Genomic DNA, 20,864 nt, shown 5'->3' with positions numbered 1-20,864 from the left:
TCCAACAAGATGACATAATTGTCATGTCCGTGTAAGGTTAATCCTGGACGCGCCAGATATATTTTCCTGCATCAATACCGTAAAGGAGTGAAGCATGAAACGATATATACTGGCTACCGCGATAGCATCTCTTGTTGCAGCCCCGGCAATGGCGCTGGCCGCTGGCAACAATATTCTCAGCGTACATATTCTCGATCAGCAAACAGGCAAACCAGCGCCCGGCGTGGAGGTGGTACTGGAGCAGAAAAAGGATAACGGATGGACGCAATTAAACACCGGGCATACCGACCAGGATGGACGTATTAAAGCACTGTGGCCCGAAAAAGCTGCCGCGCCGGGGGATTATCGCGTTATTTTTAAAACCGGCCAGTATTTTGAAAGTAAAAAACTGGACACGTTTTTCCCGGAGATTCCCGTCGAGTTTCATATCAGCAAAACGAATGAGCACTATCATGTGCCGCTGTTATTAAGTCAGTATGGTTATTCAACCTATCGCGGGAGCTAATTTAGAGCCTATCCCATTAGGGCTATTTTGCTTGCCATTTTGGTCCTGGGCAGTGCTCGCCAAAACGCGTTAGCGTTTTGAACGCCGCTTGCGGCGGCCCGAAGGGCGAGCGTAGCGAGTCAAACCTCACGTACAACGTGTACGCTCCGGTTTTTGCGCGCTGTCCGTGTCCAAACAGGCAGCGCCAATAACGCCTGGTGGGACAGGCTCTTAGATTTTATTAATCGCCGCGATTTATGGCGAGCAGACATCGCGGCGGGAATAAAAATCTTCAGCGTATCGACTCTCCTCCCACAAGCGGTGGTTATCCCGCTTGTGGGCATGAGTGACGGTTAAACAGGCGCTTCCATCTCAAGTCTGACCGGATGAAAACGGCGTTTGAAATAAATCAGGCCATGCCCATCCTGGCTAAGGATAATATTTTTGATCGCCACCAGATACACCAGATGCGTGCCAATGGTTTGTACCTCGCTGATCTCGCCTTCAAGACCGGCCAGCGCGCCGTTAAGTACCGGCTGGCCCAGCGGCCCGTTTTGCCAACATGGCTGGTGAAAACGCTCCTCCATCGCCATCCCCGTCATACCGGCAAAGTGGCGCGCCATCAGCTCCTGCTCATGGTTAAGTACATTAATGCACAGCCTGCCGTTACCCTGAAAAACGGGGTTCATGGCGCTATTGGCATTAATACATACCATTACGGAGGGCGGCGTATCGGTGACGGAGCAGACCGCTGTTGCGGTGATACCGCAGCGTCCGGCGTGACCCGCAGTGGTTACGATGTTGACCGCTGCCGCCAGACTTGCCATCGCATCGCGAAAACGCAGACGTTGTTCATCTACTTGCATGAGAACCTCCTGCCGCGTTATTTCAGCAGCTTATCCAGTTGATTGATGTCGTCGTTATTGTGCAAATGCGAAACCGTCCAGCCATTCTGATCGTATTCGGAGAGGCAGCGATCGACCATTGCCATCATCTTATCCATATTGCCGGAGCTCTGGGCCTGACGCAGGCACTGCAGACGAATTTCATCCTGGCTGCCCGAGTAGTTAATCTCGTACAGCTCATGGCGACCGCCAAACTCGCTGCCGATGGCATCCCACATCAATTTAAGAATTTTGATACGTTCAACATGGTCCATTCCGTTAGAGCCGCGTACGTATTTCGCCAGGTACTGGTCGATTTGCGGATTATTCAAATCGCGGGCGCTGGAAGGCAGGTAAATCAGGCCGCTGGTAACGTTACGTTCAATAATATTTTTAATTTTCGCGTAGGCCATTGGGGCCATCACACGGTAGGTTTGCAGCGCGGCGTGGTCCGGTAGCCAGGCGCCGTTTACCCACGGGGTTGCTTCAGAACACATAGAATCGCTCAATGCCCAGAACATATTGCGCCACGCCACGACTTCTCCGAGATCGGCCTGCACGCCCCGGAACTCTACGGTACCCGTACATTCGAGCGATTTTTTCAGCAGCGCGGTAATGAAATCAAGTTTAACCGCCAGACGAACACAGGCTTGCAGTGGATACATACGGGCAAAGCCGCCTTCCATCGTCCAGCGACGGCAACGATCGAAATCACGGTAAATCAACACGTTTTCCCACGGGATCAACACCTTGTCCATCACCAGAATGGCATCGTTTTCATCAAAGCGGCTGGAGAGTGGATAATCAAACGGCGAGCCCGTCGCGCCCGCGACCATTTCATACGAGGCGCGCGAAATAAGTTTTACGCCTTCGGCATCCATTGGCGCGACAAACATCAGAGCGAAATCCGGGTTTTCGCCCATCACCTGGGCTGAGCCGAAACCAATCATGTTGTAGTGAGTCAGGGCGGAGTTAGTGGCGACAACTTTCGCCCCGCTGACAATAATCCCGGCGTCCGTCTCTTTCTCCAGCTTGATATAGACGTCTTTCACTTCGTCGGCAGGTTTGTGGCGATCAATGGGCGGGTTGACGATAGCATGGTTAAAGTACAGGCCGGTCTCCTGAATGCGGGTGTACCAGTTGCGGGCGTTCTGCTCAAACTGGCCGTAGAAGGCTGGGTTAGCGCCCAGAGCGCAGCCAAAGGCGGCTTTGTAATCCGGTGTGCGTCCCATCCAGCCGTAACTCAGGCGTGACCACTCGGCGATAGCATCACGCTGTTGGCGCAGATCGTCTGCGCTTTTCGCCACGCGGAAAAATTTATGCGTATAACCGCCGCTGCCGGTATCGGTATTCCAGCACAGGGTATCTTGCATCGACGGTTTATGTAATGCGTCATACAGTTGTGCGACAGAGGCTGCGGCATTGCGGAATGCCGGATGTGTCGTAACATCTTTAACGCGTTCGCCGTAAATATAAATTTCCCGCCCGTCCTGCAGGCTTTTTAAATACTCTTCGCCCGTTAACGGACGCTTGTTATCAGTACGAAAATCTTCAGGTTTCATTGCGGCCTCTTCCTCGTTAATCGGAATGTTTTGTTAATAATATGTTTCTTATTTGTTGTTTAATTGAATAGGCAGAAGCGTAAACTGTGAAGAGACTTTCAGGACAACGGCGGGTACTTTTCAGATGAACGTCGAAGAAGAAGAGTAAAATGCGATCGCCGTCAACGTTGTAAGCGGGAGGGGATTCCCGTGTCGGCGGCGTGGGAAGGTAAGAATACTATGCTTCCGCTTCGCTATCAGGATGCTGGCGCCCCAGAGCAATAAGATCGTCCAGCAGCAGCATCAATTGCTGTGTTTTTTCGGGCGTGAAATCGGCCTCAATTTTTCGATAAGCCTCTTCTACCTGGCTTCGGGCACGGGCGTACAACGTTTGTCCCTGCTCCGTCAACATGACATATAACTTACGCTGATCGTTAACCGGCTTGAGTCGCAACACCAGTCCGTCTCGCTCCATGCGCGTCAATATTCCGGTCAGACTTGGACGCAAAATGCAGGAACGAAAGGCCAGCTCGTGAAAATCCATAGAGGGGCTATCGGCCAGGATTCGCACAATGCGCCATTGCTGGTCGGTCAGATTGTGGCTTTTAACGATGGGGCGGAAATAGGTCATTGCCGCTTCGCGCGCCTGAAGCAATGCGATGGTTAATGAATCATGCATAAGCGTTTCTCTTTTGCAGAATTATTAATACCTGAATAATCGTGTTTACCGATGTGAGCTATGACATCTGTTTTATGTCCAAAGTTTAACAGAAACAAGGGGTTTTATTTAACTCTTTGATATGTATGCATTTAATAATAAATTTGTGAAAATATTGTTAATCACATCACAAATACTTTACTTCAGCTTGCTAAATGTACAGCGAAAGCATAAATCTAATCATTAATATATTAATGAAATCACAGCCCGTTGAATCGGCCTGAGGAGTTTATGTATGAAGGGTACTGTTTTCGCCGTTGCGTTAAACCATCGCAGTCAGCTTGATGCCTGGCAAGAGGCTTTCTCTCAGCCTCCCTATAATGCGCCGCCTAAAACCGCAGTGTGGTTCATCAAACCGCGTAATACGGTGATTCGTCACGGCGAACCCATTCCTTATCCGCAGGGAGAAAAGGTACTGAGCGGCGCGACAGTGGCGCTCATTGTGGGGAAAACCGCCAGCCGGATACGCCCTGAAGCGGCGGCGGACTATATCGCCGGGTATGCGCTGGCTAACGAGGTCAGCCTGCCGGAAGAGAGCTTTTATCGCCCGGCGATTAAAGCGAAATGTCGCGATGGCTTTTGCCCGCTGGGTGAAATGGCACCGCTGAGTGATGTGGATAACCTCACCATTATCACGGAAATCAACGGACGAGAAGCGGACCACTGGAATACTGCCGATTTACAGCGTAGCGCCGCACAACTACTTAGCGCGTTAAGTGAGTTCGCTACGCTTAACCCTGGCGATGCGATCTTACTCGGTACGCCGCAGAATCGCGTTGCGCTGCGTCCCGGCGATCGGGTGCGTATTCTGGCGAAAGGTTTACCCGCGCTGGAAAATCCGGTTGTCGCAGAAGATGAATTCGCCCGCCACCAGACGTTTACGTGGCCGCTGTCAGCGACGGGTACGTTATTTGCGCTGGGGTTGAACTACGCCGATCACGCCAGCGAGCTGGCATTTACGCCGCCGAAAGAGCCGCTGGTATTTATCAAAGCGCCAAACACCTTTACCGAACATCACCAAACGTCGGTGCGCCCGAACAACGTCGAATATATGCACTACGAAGCCGAGTTGGTCGTGGTGATTGGCAAAACGGCGCGTAAGGTGAGCGAAGCCGAAGCCATGGAGTATGTGGCCGGTTACACCGTCTGTAACGACTACGCGATCCGCGACTATCTGGAAAACTACTACCGTCCGAATCTGCGGGTAAAAAGCCGCGACGGCCTGACGCCGATAGGCCCGTGGATTGTGGATAAAGAGGCGGTTTCTGATCCGCACAACTTGACGTTACGCACCTTTGTTAACGGTGAGCTGCGGCAGGAAGGGACGACCGCCGATCTGATCTTCAGCATCCCGTTCCTGATTTCTTATCTGAGCGAATTTATGACGTTGCAACCGGGCGACATGATTGCCACCGGTACGCCGAAAGGGCTTTCCGATGTGGTGCCGGGGGATGAAGTTGTCGTGGAAGTAGAAGGCGTGGGCCGCCTGGTTAACCGAATCGTCAGTGAGGAGAGCGCAAAATGAAGAAAATAAATCATTGGATTAACGGCAAAAACGTTGCAGGTAATGACTACTTCCAGACCACTAACCCGGCGACCGGTGACGTGCTGGCGGAAGTAGCCTCCGGCGGTGAAGCAGAAGTGAACCAGGCTGTCGCGGCGGCAAAAGAGGCGTTCCCGAAATGGGCCAACCTACCGATGAAAGAGCGCGCGCGCCTGATGCGTCGTTTGGGTGACCTGATTGACCAGCATGTGCCGGAAATCGCGGCGATGGAAACCGCTGACACCGGCCTGCCTATTCACCAAACTAAAAACGTGCTGATCCCGCGCGCCTCGCATAACTTCGAATTCTTCGCCGAAGTGTGCCAGCAGATGAACGGCAAGACCTATCCTGTTGACGATAAAATGCTCAATTATACGCTGGTGCAGCCCGTCGGCGTCTGCGCGCTGGTGTCGCCGTGGAACGTGCCGTTTATGACCGCGACCTGGAAAGTCGCGCCGTGCCTGGCGCTGGGCAACACCGCGGTGCTCAAAATGTCCGAGCTGTCGCCGTTGACTGCCGACAGGTTGGGCGAGCTGGCGCTGGAGGCAGGAATTCCGGCAGGCGTGCTGAACGTGGTGCAGGGCTACGGCGCGACGGCGGGCGATGCGCTGGTACGCCACCATGACGTGCGTGCGGTGTCGTTTACCGGCGGTACCGCCACCGGTCGCAATATCATGAAAAATGCCGGCCTGAAAAAATACTCGATGGAGCTGGGCGGCAAATCGCCGGTGCTGATTTTTGAAGATGCCGACATTGAGCGCGCGCTGGACGCCGCGCTGTTCACCATCTTCTCGATCAATGGCGAACGCTGCACCGCCGGGTCGCGCATCTTTATCCAGCAGAGCATTTACCCTGAGTTCGTGAAGCGCTTTGCCGAACGCGCGAATCGCCTGCGTGTCGGCGATCCGACCGACCCGAATACCCAGGTCGGCGCGCTGATTAGCCAACAGCACTGGGAAAAAGTCTCCGGTTATATTCGCCTCGGCATTGAAGAGGGCGCAACGCTGCTGGCGGGCGGTGCGGAAAAACCCACTGACCTGCCTGCGCATCTGAAAGGCGGTAACTTCCTGCGCCCAACCGTGCTGGCCGATGTCGACAACCGTATGCGCGTCGCGCAGGAAGAGATCTTTGGGCCGGTCGCTTGTCTGCTGCCATTCAAAGACGAAGCGGAAGGGTTACGCCTGGCGAACGACGTGGAATACGGTCTGGCCTCTTATATCTGGACCCAGGACGTGAGCAAAGTGTTGCGCCTGGCGCGTGGGATTGAAGCCGGCATGGTCTTCGTCAACACCCAGAACGTCCGCGACCTGCGCCAGCCGTTCGGCGGCGTGAAAGCCTCCGGTACCGGGCGCGAAGGCGGCGAATATAGCTTCGAAGTGTTTGCGGAAATGAAAAACGTCTGCATCTCAATGGGCGACCATCCTATCCCAAAATGGGGAGTTTGATATGGGCAAGTTAGCGTTAGCAGCAAAAATTACCCACGTGCCGTCGATGTATCTTTCTGAACTGCCGGGAAAAAATCACGGTTGTCGTCAGGCAGCCATTGATGGGCATATTGAAATTGGCAAGCGTTGCCGCGAAATGGGCGTTGACACCATTATCGTATTCGACACCCACTGGCTGGTGAATAGCGCTTACCACATTAATTGTGCCGACCATTTCCAGGGCGTCTATACCAGCAACGAATTGCCGCACTTTATTCGCGACATGACCTATGACTATGACGGTAATCCGGAGCTCGGCCATCTGATCGCCGACGAGGCGGTCAAACTGGGCGTGCGCGCTAAAGCGCATAACATCCCGAGCCTGAAGCTGGAGTATGGCACGCTGGTACCGATGCGCTACATGAACAGCGACAAGCACTTCAAAGTGGTCTCCATCTCGGCGTTCTGCACTGTGCATGATTTTGCCGACAGCCGCAGACTGGGCGAAGCCATTCTCAAGGCGATTGAGAAATATGACGGTACCGTAGCGGTATTCGCCAGTGGTTCTCTGTCGCACCGTTTTATTGACGACCAACGGGCGGAAGAGGGGATGAACAGCTACACCCGCGAGTTCGATCATCAAATGGACGAGCGTGTGGTCAAGCTGTGGCGCGAAGGAAAATTCAAGGAGTTTTGCACCATGTTGCCGGAGTACGCCGACTACTGCTACGGCGAAGGCAACATGCACGACACGGTCATGCTGCTGGGAATGCTGGGTTGGGACAAATACGACGGCAAGGTGGAGTTCATCACCGACCTGTTCGCCAGCTCCGGTACTGGCCAGGTGAACGCTGTTTTCCCGCTGCCTGCGTAAGGGGTGTTTATGCCGCACTTTATTGCTGAATGTACTGAAAATATTCGCGAGCAGGCTGATTTACCCGGCCTGTTCAGCAAGGTAAACGAGGCGCTGGCCGCCAGCGGGATTTTCCCCATCGGCGGTATCCGCAGTCGCGCCCACTGGCTGGATACCTGGCAGATGGCTGACGGTAAGCATGATTACGCGTTTGTGCATATGACGCTGAAAATCGGTGCCGGGCGCAGCCTGGAGAGCCGTCAGGAAGTCGGCGAAATGCTGTTTGGGCTGATTAAAGCCCACTTCGCCGACCTGATGGAGAACCGCTATCTGGCGCTGTCGTTTGAGATTGCCGAGCTACATCCGACGCTCAATTACAAACAAAACAACGTACACGCGTTATTTAAATAGCACACTCTTTCGCCCGGTGGCGCTGCGCTTACCGGGCCTACAAAAAAAACGATGCACGAAGCAATACCGAACCGTAGGCCGGGTAAGACGCACCCGCGTCGCCACCCGGCGCAGCAGCACCGAATGACGTAACAGGAAGCAACTATGCTCGATAAACAGACCCATACCCTGATCGCTCAGCGACTTAATCAGGCTGAAAAACAGCGTGAACAGATTCGCGCAGTGTCGCTGGATTATCCCAACATCACTATTGAAGATGCATATGCCGTACAGCGTGAATGGGTCAATATCAAGATCGCCGAAGGGCGCACGCTCAAAGGCCACAAAATCGGCCTGACCTCAAAAGCGATGCAGGCCAGCTCGCAAATCAGCGAACCGGATTACGGCGCGCTGCTTGACGATATGTTCTTCCATGACGGCGGCGATATCCCCACCGACCGTTTTATCGTCCCGCGTATTGAAGTGGAGCTGGCGTTTGTGCTGGCGAAACCGCTGCGCGGCCCTCACTGCACGCTGTTCGACGTCTACAACGCCACGGATTATGTGATTCCGGCGCTGGAACTGATTGACGCCCGCAGCCACAACATCGACCCGGAAACCCAGCGCCCGCGCAAAGTGTTCGACACCATTTCCGACAACGCCGCCAACGCCGGGGTGATCCTCGGTGGTCGTCCCATCAAACCAGACGAGCTGGATCTGCGCTGGATCTCCGCGCTGCTCTATCGCAACGGCGTGATCGAAGAAACCGGCGTCGCCGCAGGCGTGCTGAATCATCCGGCCAACGGCGTGGCGTGGCTGGCAAACAAGCTTGCCCCCTACGATGTCCAGCTTGAAGCCGGGCAGATCATCCTCGGCGGCTCGTTCACCCGCCCGGTGCCGGCGCGCAAGGGCGACACCTTCCATGTCGACTACGGCAACATGGGCGCGATCAGTTGCCGGTTTGTGTAAGGAAAAAACGATGAAAAATGCTTTCAAAGACGCGTTAAAAGCGGGGCGTCCGCAAATCGGTTTGTGGCTGGGGCTTGCCAACAGTTACAGCGCTGAACTGTTAGCGGGCGCCGGCTTCGACTGGCTACTGATTGACGGTGAACACGCGCCAAACAACGTGCAGACGGTGTTGACCCAGTTGCTGGCGATTGCGCCCTATCCCAGCCAGCCGGTGGTGCGTCCGTCGTGGAACGATCCGGTACAGATTAAGCAACTGCTCGACGTCGGCGCGCAAACGCTGCTGATACCGATGGTGCAGAATGCCGATGAAGCGCGAAACGCCGTAGCGGCTACGCGTTATCCGCCTGCCGGTATTCGCGGCGTGGGCAGCGCGCTGGCGCGGGCATCGCGCTGGAACCGCATTCCGGACTATCTCCACCAGGCCAACGACGCCATGTGCGTACTGGTGCAGATTGAAACGCGTGAGGCGATGAGCAATCTGGCGTCAATTCTCGACGTGGATGGCATTGACGGCGTGTTTATTGGTCCGGCGGACCTCAGCGCCGATATGGGCTTTGCCGGCAATCCGCAGCACCCGGAAGTGCAGGCGGCGATTGAGAACGCCATCGTGCAGATACGCGCGGCGGGGAAAGCGCCGGGGATTCTGATGGCCAATGAAGCACTGGCGAAACGTTATCTGGAACTGGGGGCGCTATTTGTCGCCGTCGGCGTTGACACCACGCTGCTGGCGCGCGGCGCGGAGGCGCTGGCGGCGCGCTTTGGCGCAGAAAAAAAGCTGTCCGGTGCGTCCGGCGTCTATTAAGCCTGGCCCGGTAAGCGTAGCGCTACCGAGCAACCGTAGTACCCTACAAAATTCCCATCAGAGGAAAAAAAATGAGCGACACATCATCTGCACTTCCGGAAAGCCCCGAGTCTGTCCGTTCGCACAACGCGCTCAGCACGGGTCAACAAACCGTCATAAATAAACTGTTCCGCCGACTGATCGTATTTTTATTCGTGTTGTTTATCTTCTCGTTTTTAGACCGTATCAACATCGGTTTTGCCGGGTTGACGATGGGGCAGGATCTGGGGTTAAGCGCCACCATGTTTGGCCTTGCCACGACGCTGTTTTACGCCACCTACGTCATTTTCGGCATTCCCAGCAACGTGATGTTGAGCATCGTCGGCGCCCGCCGCTGGATTGCGACCATTATGGTGCTATGGGGCATTGCATCTACCGCCACGATGTTCGCGGTGGGACCGAAAAGCCTGTATGTGCTGCGAATGCTGGTGGGCATTACCGAAGCGGGCTTTTTGCCAGGAATATTGCTCTATTTAACTTACTGGTTTCCGGCATTTTTCCGCGCCCGCGCCAACGCATTATTTATGATTGCCATGCCGGCCACTACCGCGTTGGGGTCGATTGTCTCCGGCTATATTTTATCGCTGGACGGCATATTCAATCTGCATGGATGGCAGTGGTTATTCCTGTTGGAAGGATTTCCGTCAGTTTTGTTAGGCATTATGGTCTGGTTTTACCTGGATGATACCCCGGCAAAAGCCAAATGGCTGACGGCAGAGGATAAAAAATGTTTGCAGGAGATGATGGATAATGACCGCCTGACGCTGGTTCAGCCGGAGGGGGCCATCAGCCATAACGCCATGCAGCAGCGTAGTCTGTGGCGCGAAGTATTCACGCCAATTGTACTGATGTATACGCTGGCCTATTTTTGCCTTACCAATACGCTTAGCGCCATTAGTATCTGGACGCCGCAAATCCTGAAAAGTTTTAATGAAGGCAGCAGCAATATCACCATCGGCCTGCTGGCGGCGATCCCGCAGATTTGTACTATTCTGGGCATGATTTACTGGAGCCGCCATTCGGACAAACATCAGGAGCGTAAACATCACACGGCGTTGCCGTTCCTGTTTGCCGCCGCGGGCTGGCTGCTGGCGTCGGCGACCGACCATAACCTGATCCAGCTCCTGGGGATCGTGATGGCATCCACGGGTTCCTTTAGCGCGATGGCGATCTTCTGGACCACGCCGGATCAGTCGATCAGTTTACGCGCCAGGGCGATAGGCATTGCGGTCATCAATGCCACCGGCAATATTGGCTCCGCGCTCAGCCCGTTTATGATTGGCTGGCTAAAAGATATCACCGGTAGCTTCAATAGCGGCCTCTGGTTTGTCGCTTCTCTGTTAGTCGTCGGCGCCGCCATTATCTGGCTTATTCCCATGAAAGCATCGCGTCCGCGCGCCACCCCTTGAGGAGAAACTATGTGCCAACGTGCGATCGCCAATATTGATATCAGCAAAGAGTATGACGAAAGCATGGGCAGTAACGATGTGCATTATCAGTCGTTTGCTCGTATGGCGGATTTCTTTGGTCGTGATATGCAGGCGCATCGCCACGACCAGTTTTTTCAAATGCACTTTCTTGATACCGGGCAGATTGAGCTACAGCTCGACGATCATCGCTATTCGGTGCAGGCGCCGCTATTTGTGCTTACGCCGCCCTCGGTGCCGCATGCTTTTATTACCGAATCGGATAGCGATGGCCATGTTCTGACGGTACGCGAAGAGCTGGTTTGGCCGCTGCTGGAAGTGCTTTATCCCGGCACCAGAGAGGCCTTTGGCCTGCCGGGAATCTGCCTGTCGCTGGCGGATAAACCCAACGAGCTGGCGGCGCTCAAACATTACTGGCAGCTAATTGAGCGGGAGTCCACGGAACAACTGGCTGGCTGCGAACATACCCTGGTGCTACTGGCGCAGGCGGTATTTACCTTGCTGTTGCGTAATGCGAAGCTGGACGATCACGCCGCAACCGGGATGCGCGGTGAACTGAAACTTTTTCAGCGCTTTACCCTGTTAATTGACAACCACTTCCATCAGCACTGGACGGTGCCCGATTATGCCTGCGAGCTGCATATTACCGAATCTCGTTTGACCGATATTTGCCGACGTTTTGCTAATCGCCCGCCTAAACGCCTGATTTTTGATCGGCAATTACGCGAGGCGAAACGACTGCTGCTTTTTTCCGACAATGCTGTCAACGAGATCGCCTGGCAATTAGGTTTTAAAGATCCGGCTTATTTCGCCCGTTTCTTTAATCGCCTTGCTGGCTGTTCTCCTTCGCAGTTTCGCCAACGTGAAGTTCCCTCTTTTCTCAACTAAGAAGAGTAAAAACATGATGAAAAAAAGCGTCGCTATGCTGGCGGTTTGTATGCTGGCGCAAAGCCACCTTGCCATTGCTGCCGGTACTCCTGCGCCTCAAGAGATCAACATTGTTTTACTGGGCACCAAAGGCGGGCCTTCTTTGCTCAATACAGCCAGACTACCGCAAGCGACGGCGCTCACTATCGGCGATAAAATATGGCTGATAGATGCCGGCTACGGCGCCAGTCTGCAACTGGTGAAAAACGGCATTCCACTGCGCAACATCAATACTATTTTGCTCACCCATCTGCACAGCGACCACATACTGGATTATCCTTCCTTGCTGATGAATGCCTGGGCAAGTGGTCTGAAAGACCATACCATACAGGTGTATGGCCCGCCGGGAACCCAGGCGATGACGAAGGCTAGCTGGAAGGTCTTTGACAGGGATATCACGCTACGCATGGAAGAAGAGGGGAAACCCGATCCGCGCAACCTGGTTAAGGCGACCGATATTGGTCAGGGCGTCATCTATAAAGATGAACTGGTTACAATAAGCGCGCTGAAAGTGCCTCATTCCCCTTTCCCGGACGGTGAAGCGTTTGCTTACCGTTTTGATACCCAGGGTAAGCGAATCGTCTTCTCTGGCGATACGTCCTGGTTTCCGCCGCTTGCAACGTTTGCCCAGGGGGCGGATATCCTGGTACATGAGGCGGTACATGTCCCCTCGGTAGCAAAACTGGCTAATAGTATTGGCAACGGAAAAACGCTGGCTGAAGCGATTGCGTCGCATCACACCACGATTGAAGATGTCGGTAAGATTGCTCGCGAGTCCCACGTGAAAAAACTGGTGTTAAGTCATCTGGTGCCTGCGACGGTTGCGGATGACGTCTGGCAACAGGAAGCCATGAAAAATTACCCGGGCCCTGTCATTGTCGGTCATGACAATATGACGATAAGCGTACCGTAGGTATCAGAGCAGGGATAAACCCACGGGCTGACATGATGTCAGCCCGTTATGCTTTTGGCGATCAGCATGACGCGCAGAGCTTTTGTCTAAAACATTATTTTTTCTAAACACTACTTGCTGATTTTTATGCACAATAAAGGTAAGATGATTGCTCTGGTGAAATATCACTAAATAAGAATGTCACGGATGGAATTTATACAGTGTTAAAAGCAATGCGTTTCTTTGTCTGCCGGCCATCAGTAATATCCTCTGTACCGGCTCCTCGTTGCCAAAGTGAAGGTTAGATTAAACGAGTCAAAAAATATCCGAACTGTACAATTTTTATATCAAACATATTTAACTGCAAAATACTGCAAACGTGCGCGAATACACTTAATCAGTAGCATGGCTAATGCATACTTTATTTCCTAAACTTTCTTATTATCTATTTGAATATTTCTGGTTAAACCAAATGGACAAACGGATACCAGACACTCGAAAGGATAACTGCAGGCTTCTGGTTTAGGATTGCAGTTACCAGGACAGTGGCTATTTTCTTTAAGCGATTTCCATAGAACAGGATTAAACCTGGTAACGTTGTAAACAGTAACGGGATAAAGTTTATCGTTTATTAAGACCCCCTTATTAAAGGGGATGATAATGCTACCTGGAGGCATGTAAACATCTGCCTGATACCATAAGGTCAATCTAAGATTTTTTAGGCTATGTATGCATGAGAACGACACTCCGGTAGAGGGACTTATAACTGTATCAACGACCTTCCATTCCATTACAGAAACCTTTTAAGTGAAATAGTCAATGGTGTAAATTACATTTTCCGCAAGCCTATTCAGGATAGATGAAAATCTGAGAAACATAACTCGTTGAAAACGATCGTTTTTTATTGACCACTCTATTTATATTGATTTTTTAATAAGTTATTTATTTTATGCTCTTATTTTGTTTACATTCTATTACATTTTTGTATTTTAGGCGTGGTGTAAATATTGGGCGGTAGTGGATGTTATAACGCTCAATTATTAAACTGTAAGTGACTGTTGTATTTCTTATTTATAAATACCGCAACCTGTAAGCGCAGCGGTACATTTTACCCGGCATTGACAGGGAGAAGGTACGTATCAACCAGAGAGTACAAAACAGTGAAAGAATATATTCTTCAGGCAATAAATGATCGCTAACGTGTAAAAATAACCGACGTATCTAAAAAATGTGAACGTGTGGCTGGTCTTTATTTAAACGATGATCTTCGCAATGGCGCATTAATGGCTGACATTGGCGGTTCGTTGATCGGGTTGTGCGCGGTGAAAGGCTATATTTCTTCCGTTGGGGGAAGTATGTCAGAGGCATTCTGGTATTATACCGGGTGCATGTAAATCCGGGGTGGGCAGAAAGCCCACCCTCGGTTTATTGCCTTTATCGTGGATTAGGGATGCGAGATAAAGCGAGAAAGGCGTTGCAGTAGTAACCGGTTTTCTTCGCGCAGCCGTGAATTCTCTTCCAGCAGCGTTAACGCGACCGCGATCCCAGGCCAGTCGAGCGCCAGCTCCTCACGTAAGCGTAGCGCGCGTTGTACCACGCTCGCTGCGCGATCGTCGAATTGCCAGTCGGCGTTATCGTCTTCGTAAGGCTCAATTACGCCAAGTCCGACGATTTCGTTTAGCTCCTCTTCCGTCACGCCGGTGTGCAAACAAAATTCGGTGATGGTAAAGGTGACAGTGATGTTAGCCATTATGCTTTCCCCCATTGCTGGCGTGGGTCAAAGGACGACTGCGCGTCCGCCAGTTGTTGCCACAGGGCAGCTGTTTTCTCGTCAGGTTTCGGCGGCATAACGATTTTGATGATGGCATAGAGATCGCCAGTGTGCTTTTTACTGGCTAATCCTTTTCCTTTGATACGCAGCCGCTGACCTGCCTGGCTACCGGGGGGAATGGTCAGCAAAATACGCTCTTTAAGCGTTGGCACAGACACCTTAGCGCCGAGCGCCGCCTCCCATGGGGCAAGCGGAAGGACGACTTCCAGATCCTGATTGACAATATCAAAGAGCGGATGCGGGGCAATATGGATAACGAGCCATAAATCGCCATTAGGTCCGCCGTTTTCCCCCGGCGTGCCCTGGCCTTTCAGTCTGATTCGTTGCCCGTTGCTGACGCCAGCCGGGATTTTCACATTCAATGTTTTGGGAATTTCCCGCTCCACCAGGCCGAACGCGTTATAAACGGGGACGGAATAGCTAATCGTACGCTGGTGCTCTTCCAGCGTTTCTTCCAGGAATACCGCCACTTCAATTTCGATATCATGACCGCGTGCGGCGTGGCGGTGGTGCGAATGGCGACCGTGCTGACCAAAAATAGACGAGAAAATATCATCAAAATCTTCGGCGTTATACGGCTGGCCTTCGTGTTGCTGGAACTGGCGATTAAATTGTGGATCGTTACGGTGTTGCCATAACTGGTCATACTCGGCGCGCCGTTGCTCATCACTCAGCACTTCCCATGCTTCAGCAACCTCTTTGAAACGGGCTTCGGCATCGGGTTCTTTGCTGACATCTGGATGGTACTTGCGGGCCAGTCGGCGATAGGCGGTCTTAATCGTCTTGAGATCGTCCGTCGGTTTCACGCCCATAATGGCGTAATAATCCTTAAGTTCCATAGCATCATCTCGCTAAATCAATACATACAGAAGGGACCCCAAAAAGGTTTCTCCACTAAGTGTAGGGTAAACCTGAAAAGTGCGTATGAAAACACCAGTTATATCATTAGTAAGAATAAATTACGTTGTTCGACTATCAGAAGGTTGCGCAGCGCGCCGACATAACTTTACAGGGGAAAGGTTGCCAAAACCGCGCCAGTGGCTAAGATAACTCGCGTTAAACAGTGAGGGCGCAATGGCGAAACAACAACGGATGGGCTGGTGGTTTCTTTGCCTTGCATGTGTCGTGGTAATGGTTTGTACCGCGCAACGCATGGCGGGCCTGCACGCCTTGCAGATGCAGGCGACGCCCTCTGCTGCGGTGATCAGCGCTCCCTCCTCGACAGATGACGGCTCGCCGGTCACCCCCTGCGAATTAAGCGCCAAGTCGCTGCTGGCGGCGCCTCCGGTACTCTTTGAAGGCGCTATCCTTGCGCTTTGTCTACTGCTTTCCTTACTGGCGCCTGTCCGGGTCATGCGCCTGCCGTTTTCGCCTCCACGGGCTATTTCGCCGCCCACATTACGGGTACATCTACGATTTTGTGTCTTCCGTGAATGACAGACCGGTTATTGCTAACGGTTAATTACTCATTCACGGAGAAAAAATATGATGATTTTATTCAGGCGGATACTGTTCTGCCTGTTATGGCTTTGGCTGCCCGTCTCCTGGGCGGCGGAAAGCGGCTGGCTGCGTTCGCCCGATAACGACCATGCCAGCATACGGCTACGTGCCGATACGTCCGCTAACGGTGAGACCCGGCTGTTGCTGGATGTCAAACTGGAAAACGGCTGGAAAACCTACTGGCGCGCGCCGGGGGAAGGGGGCGTGGCGCCCTCTATCGCCTGGAAAGGCGACATGCCTGAGGTAAGCTGGTTCTGGCCAACCCCCTCGCGCTTTGATGTGGCGAATATCACCACCCAGGGATATCACGACGAGGTGACCTTTCCGATGATCGTGCGCGGTACGCCGCCGGCGACCTTGAGCGGCGTGTTGACGTTATCAACCTGCAGCAATGTTTGTCTGTTGACCGATTACCCCTTTTCCGTGACGCCCACGGTGCAGAATGCCGATTTTGCCCATGACTATGCGCGGGCGATGGGTAAAGTTCCGCTCCGCAGTGGGCTAACGGACTCGCTTGACGTCGGCTATCGCCCGGGAGAACTGGTGGTCACTGCTACGCGAGCGGCGGGCTGGTCATCGCCCGGGCTCTATCTTGACACCATAGATGACGTCGATTTTGCGAAGCCTCGCCTGCGCGTAGAGGGCGACAGGTTACAGGCGACGGTGCCGGTGACGGACAGTTGGGGCGAAAAGGCGCCCGATTTGCGCAACAAATCGCTGACCCTCGTGTTAGCCGATGGCGCTATCGCCCAGGAGAGCACGCAAACCATTGGCGCTGCGCCAGCGCAAACGCCGGACAATGCGGCGCTACCTTTCTGGCAAGTTGTAATGATGGCGCTGATCGGCGGACTGATTCTTAATTTAATGCCCTGCGTACTGCCGGTTCTGGGCATGAAACTTGGCTCTATTTTATTGGTAGAGGAAAAAAGCCGCTCTCACATCAGGCGACAATTTTTGGCTTCGGTCGCCGGTATCATTGCGTCATTTATGGCGCTGGCGGCGTTTATGACCCTCCTTCGCCTGTCAAACCATGCGCTGGCCTGGGGAGTCCAGTTCCAGAATGCATGGTTTATTGGTTTTATGGCGCTGGTGATGTTGTTGTTTAGCGCCAGCCTGTTCGGGCTTTTTGAGTTCAGGCTTCCCTCATCTATGACCACGAAACTGGCCACTTACGGCGGTAACGGTATGTCGGGACATTTCTGGCAGGGGGCATTCGCCACGCTGCTGGCGACGCCTTGTAGCGCGCCGTTTCTGGGCACGGCGGTCGCGGTGGCGCTCACGGCGTCGTTGCCGACGCTGTGGGGGTTGTTCCTTGCGCTTGGCCTGGGAATGAGCGCGCCGTGGCTACTGGTCGCGATACGACCAGGGCTTGCGCTACGTTTACCGCGCCCCGGGCGTTGGATGAATGTCCTGCGTAGGATCCTCGGTCTGATGATGCTGGGGTCGGCTATCTGGCTGGCGACGTTACTCCTGCCGCATTTCGGCTTCACTGCGTCAAAGAGCGCGCAAGACACGGTTCAGTGGCAACCGTTGAGTGAACAGGCAATCCAGTCGGCGCTGGCGCAGCATAAGCGGGTATTTGTCGATGTCACTGCGGACTGGTGTATTACCTGTAAAGTGAATAAATACAACGTCCTGCAAAAAGAGGATGTGCAGGCCGCCTTGCAACAGCCGGATGTTGTGGCGCTGCGGGGAGACTGGACGCTGCCGTCCGATGCCATTACAGATTTTCTGAAAACGCGTGGCCAGGTCGCCGTGCCGTTTAATCAGGTATATGGCCCCGGCTTGCCGGAAGGGGAGGCACTGCCCACTTTGCTGACCCGCGATGCGGTATTACAAACGTTGAAAAAAGCGAAAGGAATAACCCAATGAAATACATGATTGTTTTACTGCTGGCGCTGTTTTCAACGCTGAGCATCGCGCAAGAAACCGCTCCTTTTACGCCCGATCAGGAAAAGCAGATTGAAAATCTGATCCATGCGGCGTTGTTTAACGATCCTGCCAGCCCGCGGATAGGCGCTAAACACCCTAAGCTGACGCTGGTGAACTTTACGGATTACAACTGCCCGTACTGCAAACAGCTCGATCCGATGCTGGAAAAGATTGTGCAGAAATATCCTGACGTTGCGGTCATTATTAAACCGCTGCCATTCAAAGGAGAGAGTTCCGTACTGGCGGCGCGTATTGCGCTGACCACCTGGCGCGAGCATCCGCAACAGTTCCTCGCGCTACATGAAAAACTCATGCAAAAGCGCGGTTACCATACGGATGACAGTATTAAACAGGCCCAGCAGAAAGCAGGGGCTACGCCAGTGACGCTGGATGAAAAAAGCATGGAAACGATACGCACTAATTTGCAGTTGGCAAGGCTGGTCGGCGTGCAAGGAACGCCAGCGACGATCATTGGCGACGAGCTGATTCCGGGCGCGGTGCCCTGGGATACGCTGGAAGCGGTGGTGAAAGAAAAACTGGCGGCTGCCAATGGCGGCTAAACTGCGGCGTTGGCTGCGTGAAGCCGCGGTTTTTCTGGCGCTCCTCATCGCGATAATGGTGGTCATGGACGTCTGGCGCGCGCCGCAGGCGCCTCCGGCGTTTGCCGCGACACCATTACGTACGCTGACGGGAGAGTCGACAACTCTGGCGACATTGAGCGAAGAACGCCCCGTACTGCTCTATTTTTGGGCCAGCTGGTGCGGGGTATGCCGCTTTACTACGCCTGCGGTCGCTCGCCTGGCGGCGGAAGGGGAAAACGTCATGACCGTTGCGCTCCGCTCCGGCGATGACGCTGAGGTTGCCCGCTGGCTGGCGCGCAAGGGCGTTGACTTCCCGGTCATCAATGATGCTAACGGCGCCTTATCCGCTGGATGGGAAATCAGCGTGACGCCAACGCTGGTGGTGGTTTCACAAGGTCGGGTTGTGTTCACCACCAGCGGCTGGACCAGCTACTGGGGCATGAAGCTTCGACTGTGGTGGGCAAAAACGTTTTGAATATGCGCCGGGGTTTCCCGGCGCTAACGCGTTTACTGTAAGAAAAACCCCCGTTTTGCGAAATCGTTCCCGGAAAAATGATCCATTTCTGTCACACTCAGAACGATTTGATAACAACAAGAGGTCATAGGGATGAAAAAATCATTACTCGCTGTTGCTGTGGCAGGGGCTGTTTTGTTGTCATCCGCCGTACAGGCGCAGACAACGCCGGAGGGTTATCAATTACAACAGGTGCTGATGATGAGCCGCCATAATCTGCGGGCGCCGCTGGCGAATAATGGCAGCGTACTGGCGCAGTCGACGCCGAACGCCTGGCCGGCGTGGGACGTTCCCGGCGGGCAACTGACGACGAAAGGCGGCGTGCTGGAAGTCTATATGGGACACTACACACGTGAATGGCTGGTCGCGCAGGGGCTGATACCGTCGGGAGAATGTCCGGCGCCCGACACGGTATATGCCTATGCGAATAGTTTGCAGCGCACCGTCGCCACCGCGCAATTTTTCATTACCGGCGCTTTCCCCGGCTGTGATATTCCTGTTCATCATCAGGAAAAAATGGGCACTATGGACCCTACCTTCAATCCGGTAATTACCGATGATTCCGCCGCGTTCCGGCAACAGGCCGTACAGGCGATGGAAAAGGCGCGTAGTCAGCTACATCTTGATGAGAGTTATAAACTGCTTGAGCAGATAACGCATTATCAGGACTCGCCGTCCTGCAAAGAGAAGCATCAGTGTTCGCTAATCGACGCGAAAGATACCTTCAGCGCGAACTATCAGCAAGAGCCTGGCGTGCAGGGGCCGCTTAAAGTAGGGAACTCGCTGGTGGATGCGTTTACCCTGCAATATTACGAAGGGTTTCCGATGGATCAGGTCGCCTGGGGCGGGATCCACACCGATCGGCAGTGGAAGGTGCTGTCAAAACTGAAAAACGGCTATCAGGACAGCCTGTTTACCTCACCCAAGGTGGCGCGCAATGTCGCTGCGCCGCTGGTGAAATATATCGATAAGGTGCTGGTTGCCGATCGCGTTAGCGCGCCGAAGGTTACCGTGCTGGTGGGGCATGATTCCAATATCGCGTCGCTGCTGACGGCGTTGGATTTTAAACCCTATCAGCTCCATGACCAGTATGAGAGAACGCCGATTGGCGGTCAGCTTGTCTTCCAACGCTGGCATGACGGCAACGCTAACCGGGATTTGATGAAAATCGAGTATGTCTACCAGAGCTCCCGGCAGTTACGTAACGCGGAAGCGTTAACGCTCAAATCGCCCGCGCAAAGGGTAACCCTGGAACTGAAAGGATGTCCGGTGGATGCGAACGGCTTCTGTCCGCTGGATAAGTTCGATAACGTCATGAACACTGCCGCAAAATAGCCATATGCCCCCGCGCAGGCGGGGGCGTTTGTGTTATACGTTTTTACGTTCGATGATTTGTTCGCCCCAGAAGAGCGAGTCTTTGTCCGTTTTCTCAAAGGCTTTGATCAGCACCTCATCGCTACCTTCTTCCCATATTTTTTCTGCCAGTTTCTCGTCATAGTGAGCGACTTCAAAAATGGCTTCGGCAATTTCCGGCGACGTATTACGCAGGCTTGCCCATTCGCCGACGCGGTGCGCTTTTGCTTCTTGAGTTGGCATTCGAATCCTCCTGTTGA

At 53.5% G+C, this 20,864-nt stretch carries 22 protein-coding genes; 15 read left to right on the top strand and 7 right to left on the bottom strand.

What is annotated here, in order from left to right; translation table 11 throughout:
- Window positions 1-94 precede the first annotated feature (94 nt).
- Window positions 95-505 (top strand): hydroxyisourate hydrolase, encoded by a 411-nt coding sequence (gene hiuH, locus J4617_RS05865; RefSeq protein ID WP_000833182.1) that lies wholly within the window; start codon window positions 95-97, stop codon window positions 503-505.
- 332 nt (window positions 506-837) lie between these two features.
- On the opposite strand, the gene J4617_RS05860 is transcribed toward hiuH, so the two are convergent.
- The 3 genes from J4617_RS05860 to hpaR all read right to left on the bottom strand — a co-directional run bounded on the left by J4617_RS05860 (window position 838) and on the right by hpaR (window position 3,588).
- Window positions 838-1,350 (bottom strand): 4-hydroxyphenylacetate 3-monooxygenase reductase subunit, encoded by a 513-nt coding sequence (locus J4617_RS05860; RefSeq protein ID WP_001195556.1) that lies wholly within the window; start codon window positions 1,348-1,350, stop codon window positions 838-840.
- Window positions 1,351-1,367: 17 nt separating this feature from the next.
- Window positions 1,368-2,930, bottom strand: coding sequence for a 4-hydroxyphenylacetate 3-monooxygenase, oxygenase component (gene hpaB, locus J4617_RS05855; protein ID WP_000801496.1), 1,563 nt, complete (start codon window positions 2,928-2,930; stop codon window positions 1,368-1,370).
- Between the two features lie 217 nt (window positions 2,931-3,147).
- The gene (gene hpaR, locus J4617_RS05850) at window positions 3,148-3,588 is read right to left on the bottom strand and encodes a homoprotocatechuate degradation operon regulator HpaR (RefSeq protein ID WP_000543920.1); all 441 of its coding nucleotides are present in this window, start codon (window positions 3,586-3,588) and stop codon (window positions 3,148-3,150) included.
- 274 nt (window positions 3,589-3,862) lie between these two features.
- Here hpaR and hpaG point away from each other — a divergent pair, with 274 nt between their 5' ends.
- The 9 genes from hpaG to J4617_RS05805 all read left to right on the top strand — a co-directional run bounded on the left by hpaG (window position 3,863) and on the right by J4617_RS05805 (window position 12,914).
- Complete coding sequence (gene hpaG, locus J4617_RS05845) at window positions 3,863-5,152, top strand: 4-hydroxyphenylacetate degradation bifunctional isomerase/decarboxylase (RefSeq protein WP_000679210.1); 1,290 nt, start codon at window positions 3,863-3,865, stop codon at window positions 5,150-5,152.
- On the top strand, window positions 5,149-6,615 hold the full coding sequence (hpaE, locus tag J4617_RS05840; RefSeq protein ID WP_000723524.1) for a 5-carboxymethyl-2-hydroxymuconate semialdehyde dehydrogenase: 1,467 nt from the start codon (window positions 5,149-5,151) through the stop codon (window positions 6,613-6,615). The genes hpaG and hpaE overlap by 4 nt, the downstream gene beginning before the upstream one ends.
- 1 nt (window position 6,616) lies before the next feature.
- Complete coding sequence (hpaD, locus tag J4617_RS05835; protein WP_000516978.1) at window positions 6,617-7,468, top strand: 3,4-dihydroxyphenylacetate 2,3-dioxygenase; 852 nt, start codon at window positions 6,617-6,619, stop codon at window positions 7,466-7,468.
- A 9-nt stretch (window positions 7,469-7,477) separates the two neighbouring features.
- Window positions 7,478-7,858, top strand: a complete 381-nt coding sequence (locus tag J4617_RS05830) for a 5-carboxymethyl-2-hydroxymuconate Delta-isomerase (RefSeq protein ID WP_001119849.1) — start codon at window positions 7,478-7,480, stop codon at window positions 7,856-7,858.
- A gap of 144 nt (window positions 7,859-8,002) precedes the next feature.
- The gene (hpaH, locus tag J4617_RS05825) at window positions 8,003-8,806 is read left to right on the top strand and encodes a 2-oxo-hept-4-ene-1,7-dioate hydratase (RefSeq protein WP_000884795.1); all 804 of its coding nucleotides are present in this window, start codon (window positions 8,003-8,005) and stop codon (window positions 8,804-8,806) included.
- A gap of 10 nt (window positions 8,807-8,816) precedes the next feature.
- Window positions 8,817-9,608: a 4-hydroxy-2-oxoheptanedioate aldolase gene (gene hpaI, locus J4617_RS05820; RefSeq protein ID WP_017465798.1), complete on the top strand. Its 792-nt coding sequence runs from the start codon at window positions 8,817-8,819 to the stop codon at window positions 9,606-9,608.
- Between the two features lie 71 nt (window positions 9,609-9,679).
- A complete protein-coding gene (gene hpaX, locus J4617_RS05815; RefSeq protein ID WP_001285795.1) occupies window positions 9,680-11,056 on the top strand; it encodes a 4-hydroxyphenylacetate permease in 1,377 nt (458 codons plus the stop codon).
- Window positions 11,057-11,065: 9 nt separating this feature from the next.
- Window positions 11,066-11,962: a 4-hydroxyphenylacetate catabolism regulatory protein HpaA gene (gene hpaA / locus J4617_RS05810; protein WP_000336602.1), complete on the top strand. Its 897-nt coding sequence runs from the start codon at window positions 11,066-11,068 to the stop codon at window positions 11,960-11,962.
- Between the two features lie 13 nt (window positions 11,963-11,975).
- Window positions 11,976-12,914, top strand: coding sequence for an MBL fold metallo-hydrolase (locus J4617_RS05805; protein WP_000976562.1), 939 nt, complete (start codon window positions 11,976-11,978; stop codon window positions 12,912-12,914).
- Between the two features lie 407 nt (window positions 12,915-13,321).
- Here J4617_RS05805 and J4617_RS05800 read toward each other — a convergent pair whose 3' ends face one another.
- The 3 genes from J4617_RS05800 to cbpA all read right to left on the bottom strand — a co-directional run bounded on the left by J4617_RS05800 (window position 13,322) and on the right by cbpA (window position 15,563).
- A complete protein-coding gene (locus J4617_RS05800; protein ID WP_001537781.1) occupies window positions 13,322-13,684 on the bottom strand; it encodes an anti-adapter protein IraM in 363 nt (120 codons plus the stop codon).
- 653 nt (window positions 13,685-14,337) lie between these two features.
- Window positions 14,338-14,643 carry a chaperone modulator CbpM gene (gene cbpM / locus J4617_RS05795; RefSeq protein ID WP_001284251.1) on the bottom strand — a complete coding sequence of 102 codons (306 nt, stop codon included), beginning with the start codon at window positions 14,641-14,643 and terminating at the stop codon, window positions 14,338-14,340.
- On the bottom strand, window positions 14,643-15,563 hold the full coding sequence (gene cbpA, locus J4617_RS05790; protein ID WP_000420603.1) for a curved DNA-binding protein: 921 nt from the start codon (window positions 15,561-15,563) through the stop codon (window positions 14,643-14,645). The genes cbpM and cbpA overlap by 1 nt, the downstream gene beginning before the upstream one ends.
- Before the next feature lie 235 nt (window positions 15,564-15,798).
- Between cbpA and J4617_RS05785 the strand changes: the two genes are divergently transcribed.
- The 5 genes from J4617_RS05785 (at window position 15,799) to agp (ending at window position 20,586) form a co-directional block, all read left to right on the top strand.
- Entirely contained in the window at window positions 15,799-16,161 is a 363-nt protein-coding gene (locus J4617_RS05785; RefSeq protein ID WP_017465799.1) for a hypothetical protein, read from the top strand.
- Between the two features lie 48 nt (window positions 16,162-16,209).
- Window positions 16,210-18,096, top strand: a complete 1,887-nt coding sequence (locus tag J4617_RS05780) for a thioredoxin family protein (protein ID WP_000972970.1) — start codon at window positions 16,210-16,212, stop codon at window positions 18,094-18,096.
- Complete coding sequence (locus J4617_RS05775) at window positions 18,093-18,716, top strand: DsbA family protein (RefSeq protein ID WP_000876690.1); 624 nt, start codon at window positions 18,093-18,095, stop codon at window positions 18,714-18,716. Before J4617_RS05780 ends, J4617_RS05775 begins: the two co-directional genes overlap by 4 nt.
- Window positions 18,706-19,212: a protein disulfide oxidoreductase gene (locus tag J4617_RS05770; protein WP_000729208.1), complete on the top strand. Its 507-nt coding sequence runs from the start codon at window positions 18,706-18,708 to the stop codon at window positions 19,210-19,212. The genes J4617_RS05775 and J4617_RS05770 overlap by 11 nt, the downstream gene beginning before the upstream one ends.
- A gap of 132 nt (window positions 19,213-19,344) precedes the next feature.
- A complete protein-coding gene (agp, locus tag J4617_RS05765; protein WP_017465800.1) occupies window positions 19,345-20,586 on the top strand; it encodes a bifunctional glucose-1-phosphatase/inositol phosphatase in 1,242 nt (413 codons plus the stop codon).
- Between the two features lie 33 nt (window positions 20,587-20,619).
- Here agp and J4617_RS05760 read toward each other — a convergent pair whose 3' ends face one another.
- On the bottom strand, window positions 20,620-20,847 hold the full coding sequence (locus J4617_RS05760) for a YccJ family protein (protein WP_001143125.1): 228 nt from the start codon (window positions 20,845-20,847) through the stop codon (window positions 20,620-20,622).
- Window positions 20,848-20,864 lie beyond the last annotated feature (17 nt).

This window comes from Salmonella sp. 32010601201800023SM (assembly GCF_017572235.1).
Classification (GTDB): domain Bacteria; phylum Pseudomonadota; class Gammaproteobacteria; order Enterobacterales; family Enterobacteriaceae; genus Salmonella; species Salmonella enterica.
This window is presented reverse-complemented; position numbering and strand designations above follow the sequence as displayed.

Excerpts from the sequence above, each read along its gene's own strand:
- cbpA (WP_000420603.1), bottom strand. The coding sequence starts at position 15,563 with ATGGAACTTAAGGATTATTACGCCATTATGGGCGTGAAACCGACGGAC.
- J4617_RS05785 (WP_017465799.1), top strand. The coding sequence starts at position 15,799 with ATGGCGAAACAACAACGGATGGGCTGGTGGTTTCTTTGCCTTGCATGT.
- cbpM (WP_001284251.1), bottom strand. The coding sequence starts at position 14,643 with ATGGCTAACATCACTGTCACCTTTACCATCACCGAATTTTGTTTGCAC.
- J4617_RS05775 (WP_000876690.1), top strand. The coding sequence starts at position 18,093 with ATGAAATACATGATTGTTTTACTGCTGGCGCTGTTTTCAACGCTGAGC.
- J4617_RS05830 (WP_001119849.1), top strand. The coding sequence starts at position 7,478 with ATGCCGCACTTTATTGCTGAATGTACTGAAAATATTCGCGAGCAGGCT.
- J4617_RS05800 (WP_001537781.1), bottom strand. The coding sequence starts at position 13,684 with ATGGAATGGAAGGTCGTTGATACAGTTATAAGTCCCTCTACCGGAGTG.
- hpaI (WP_017465798.1), top strand. The coding sequence starts at position 8,817 with ATGAAAAATGCTTTCAAAGACGCGTTAAAAGCGGGGCGTCCGCAAATC.
- hpaH (WP_000884795.1), top strand. The coding sequence starts at position 8,003 with ATGCTCGATAAACAGACCCATACCCTGATCGCTCAGCGACTTAATCAG.
- J4617_RS05860 (WP_001195556.1), bottom strand. The coding sequence starts at position 1,350 with ATGCAAGTAGATGAACAACGTCTGCGTTTTCGCGATGCGATGGCAAGT.
- J4617_RS05760 (WP_001143125.1), bottom strand. The coding sequence starts at position 20,847 with ATGCCAACTCAAGAAGCAAAAGCGCACCGCGTCGGCGAATGGGCAAGC.
- J4617_RS05780 (WP_000972970.1), top strand. The coding sequence starts at position 16,210 with ATGATGATTTTATTCAGGCGGATACTGTTCTGCCTGTTATGGCTTTGG.
- hiuH (WP_000833182.1), top strand. The coding sequence starts at position 95 with ATGAAACGATATATACTGGCTACCGCGATAGCATCTCTTGTTGCAGCC.
- J4617_RS05770 (WP_000729208.1), top strand. The coding sequence starts at position 18,706 with ATGGCGGCTAAACTGCGGCGTTGGCTGCGTGAAGCCGCGGTTTTTCTG.
- J4617_RS05805 (WP_000976562.1), top strand. The coding sequence starts at position 11,976 with ATGATGAAAAAAAGCGTCGCTATGCTGGCGGTTTGTATGCTGGCGCAA.
- agp (WP_017465800.1), top strand. The coding sequence starts at position 19,345 with ATGAAAAAATCATTACTCGCTGTTGCTGTGGCAGGGGCTGTTTTGTTG.
- hpaD (WP_000516978.1), top strand. The coding sequence starts at position 6,617 with ATGGGCAAGTTAGCGTTAGCAGCAAAAATTACCCACGTGCCGTCGATG.
- hpaE (WP_000723524.1), top strand. The coding sequence starts at position 5,149 with ATGAAGAAAATAAATCATTGGATTAACGGCAAAAACGTTGCAGGTAAT.
- hpaB (WP_000801496.1), bottom strand. The coding sequence starts at position 2,930 with ATGAAACCTGAAGATTTTCGTACTGATAACAAGCGTCCGTTAACGGGC.
- hpaG (WP_000679210.1), top strand. The coding sequence starts at position 3,863 with ATGAAGGGTACTGTTTTCGCCGTTGCGTTAAACCATCGCAGTCAGCTT.
- hpaA (WP_000336602.1), top strand. The coding sequence starts at position 11,066 with ATGTGCCAACGTGCGATCGCCAATATTGATATCAGCAAAGAGTATGAC.
- hpaR (WP_000543920.1), bottom strand. The coding sequence starts at position 3,588 with ATGCATGATTCATTAACCATCGCATTGCTTCAGGCGCGCGAAGCGGCA.
- hpaX (WP_001285795.1), top strand. The coding sequence starts at position 9,680 with ATGAGCGACACATCATCTGCACTTCCGGAAAGCCCCGAGTCTGTCCGT.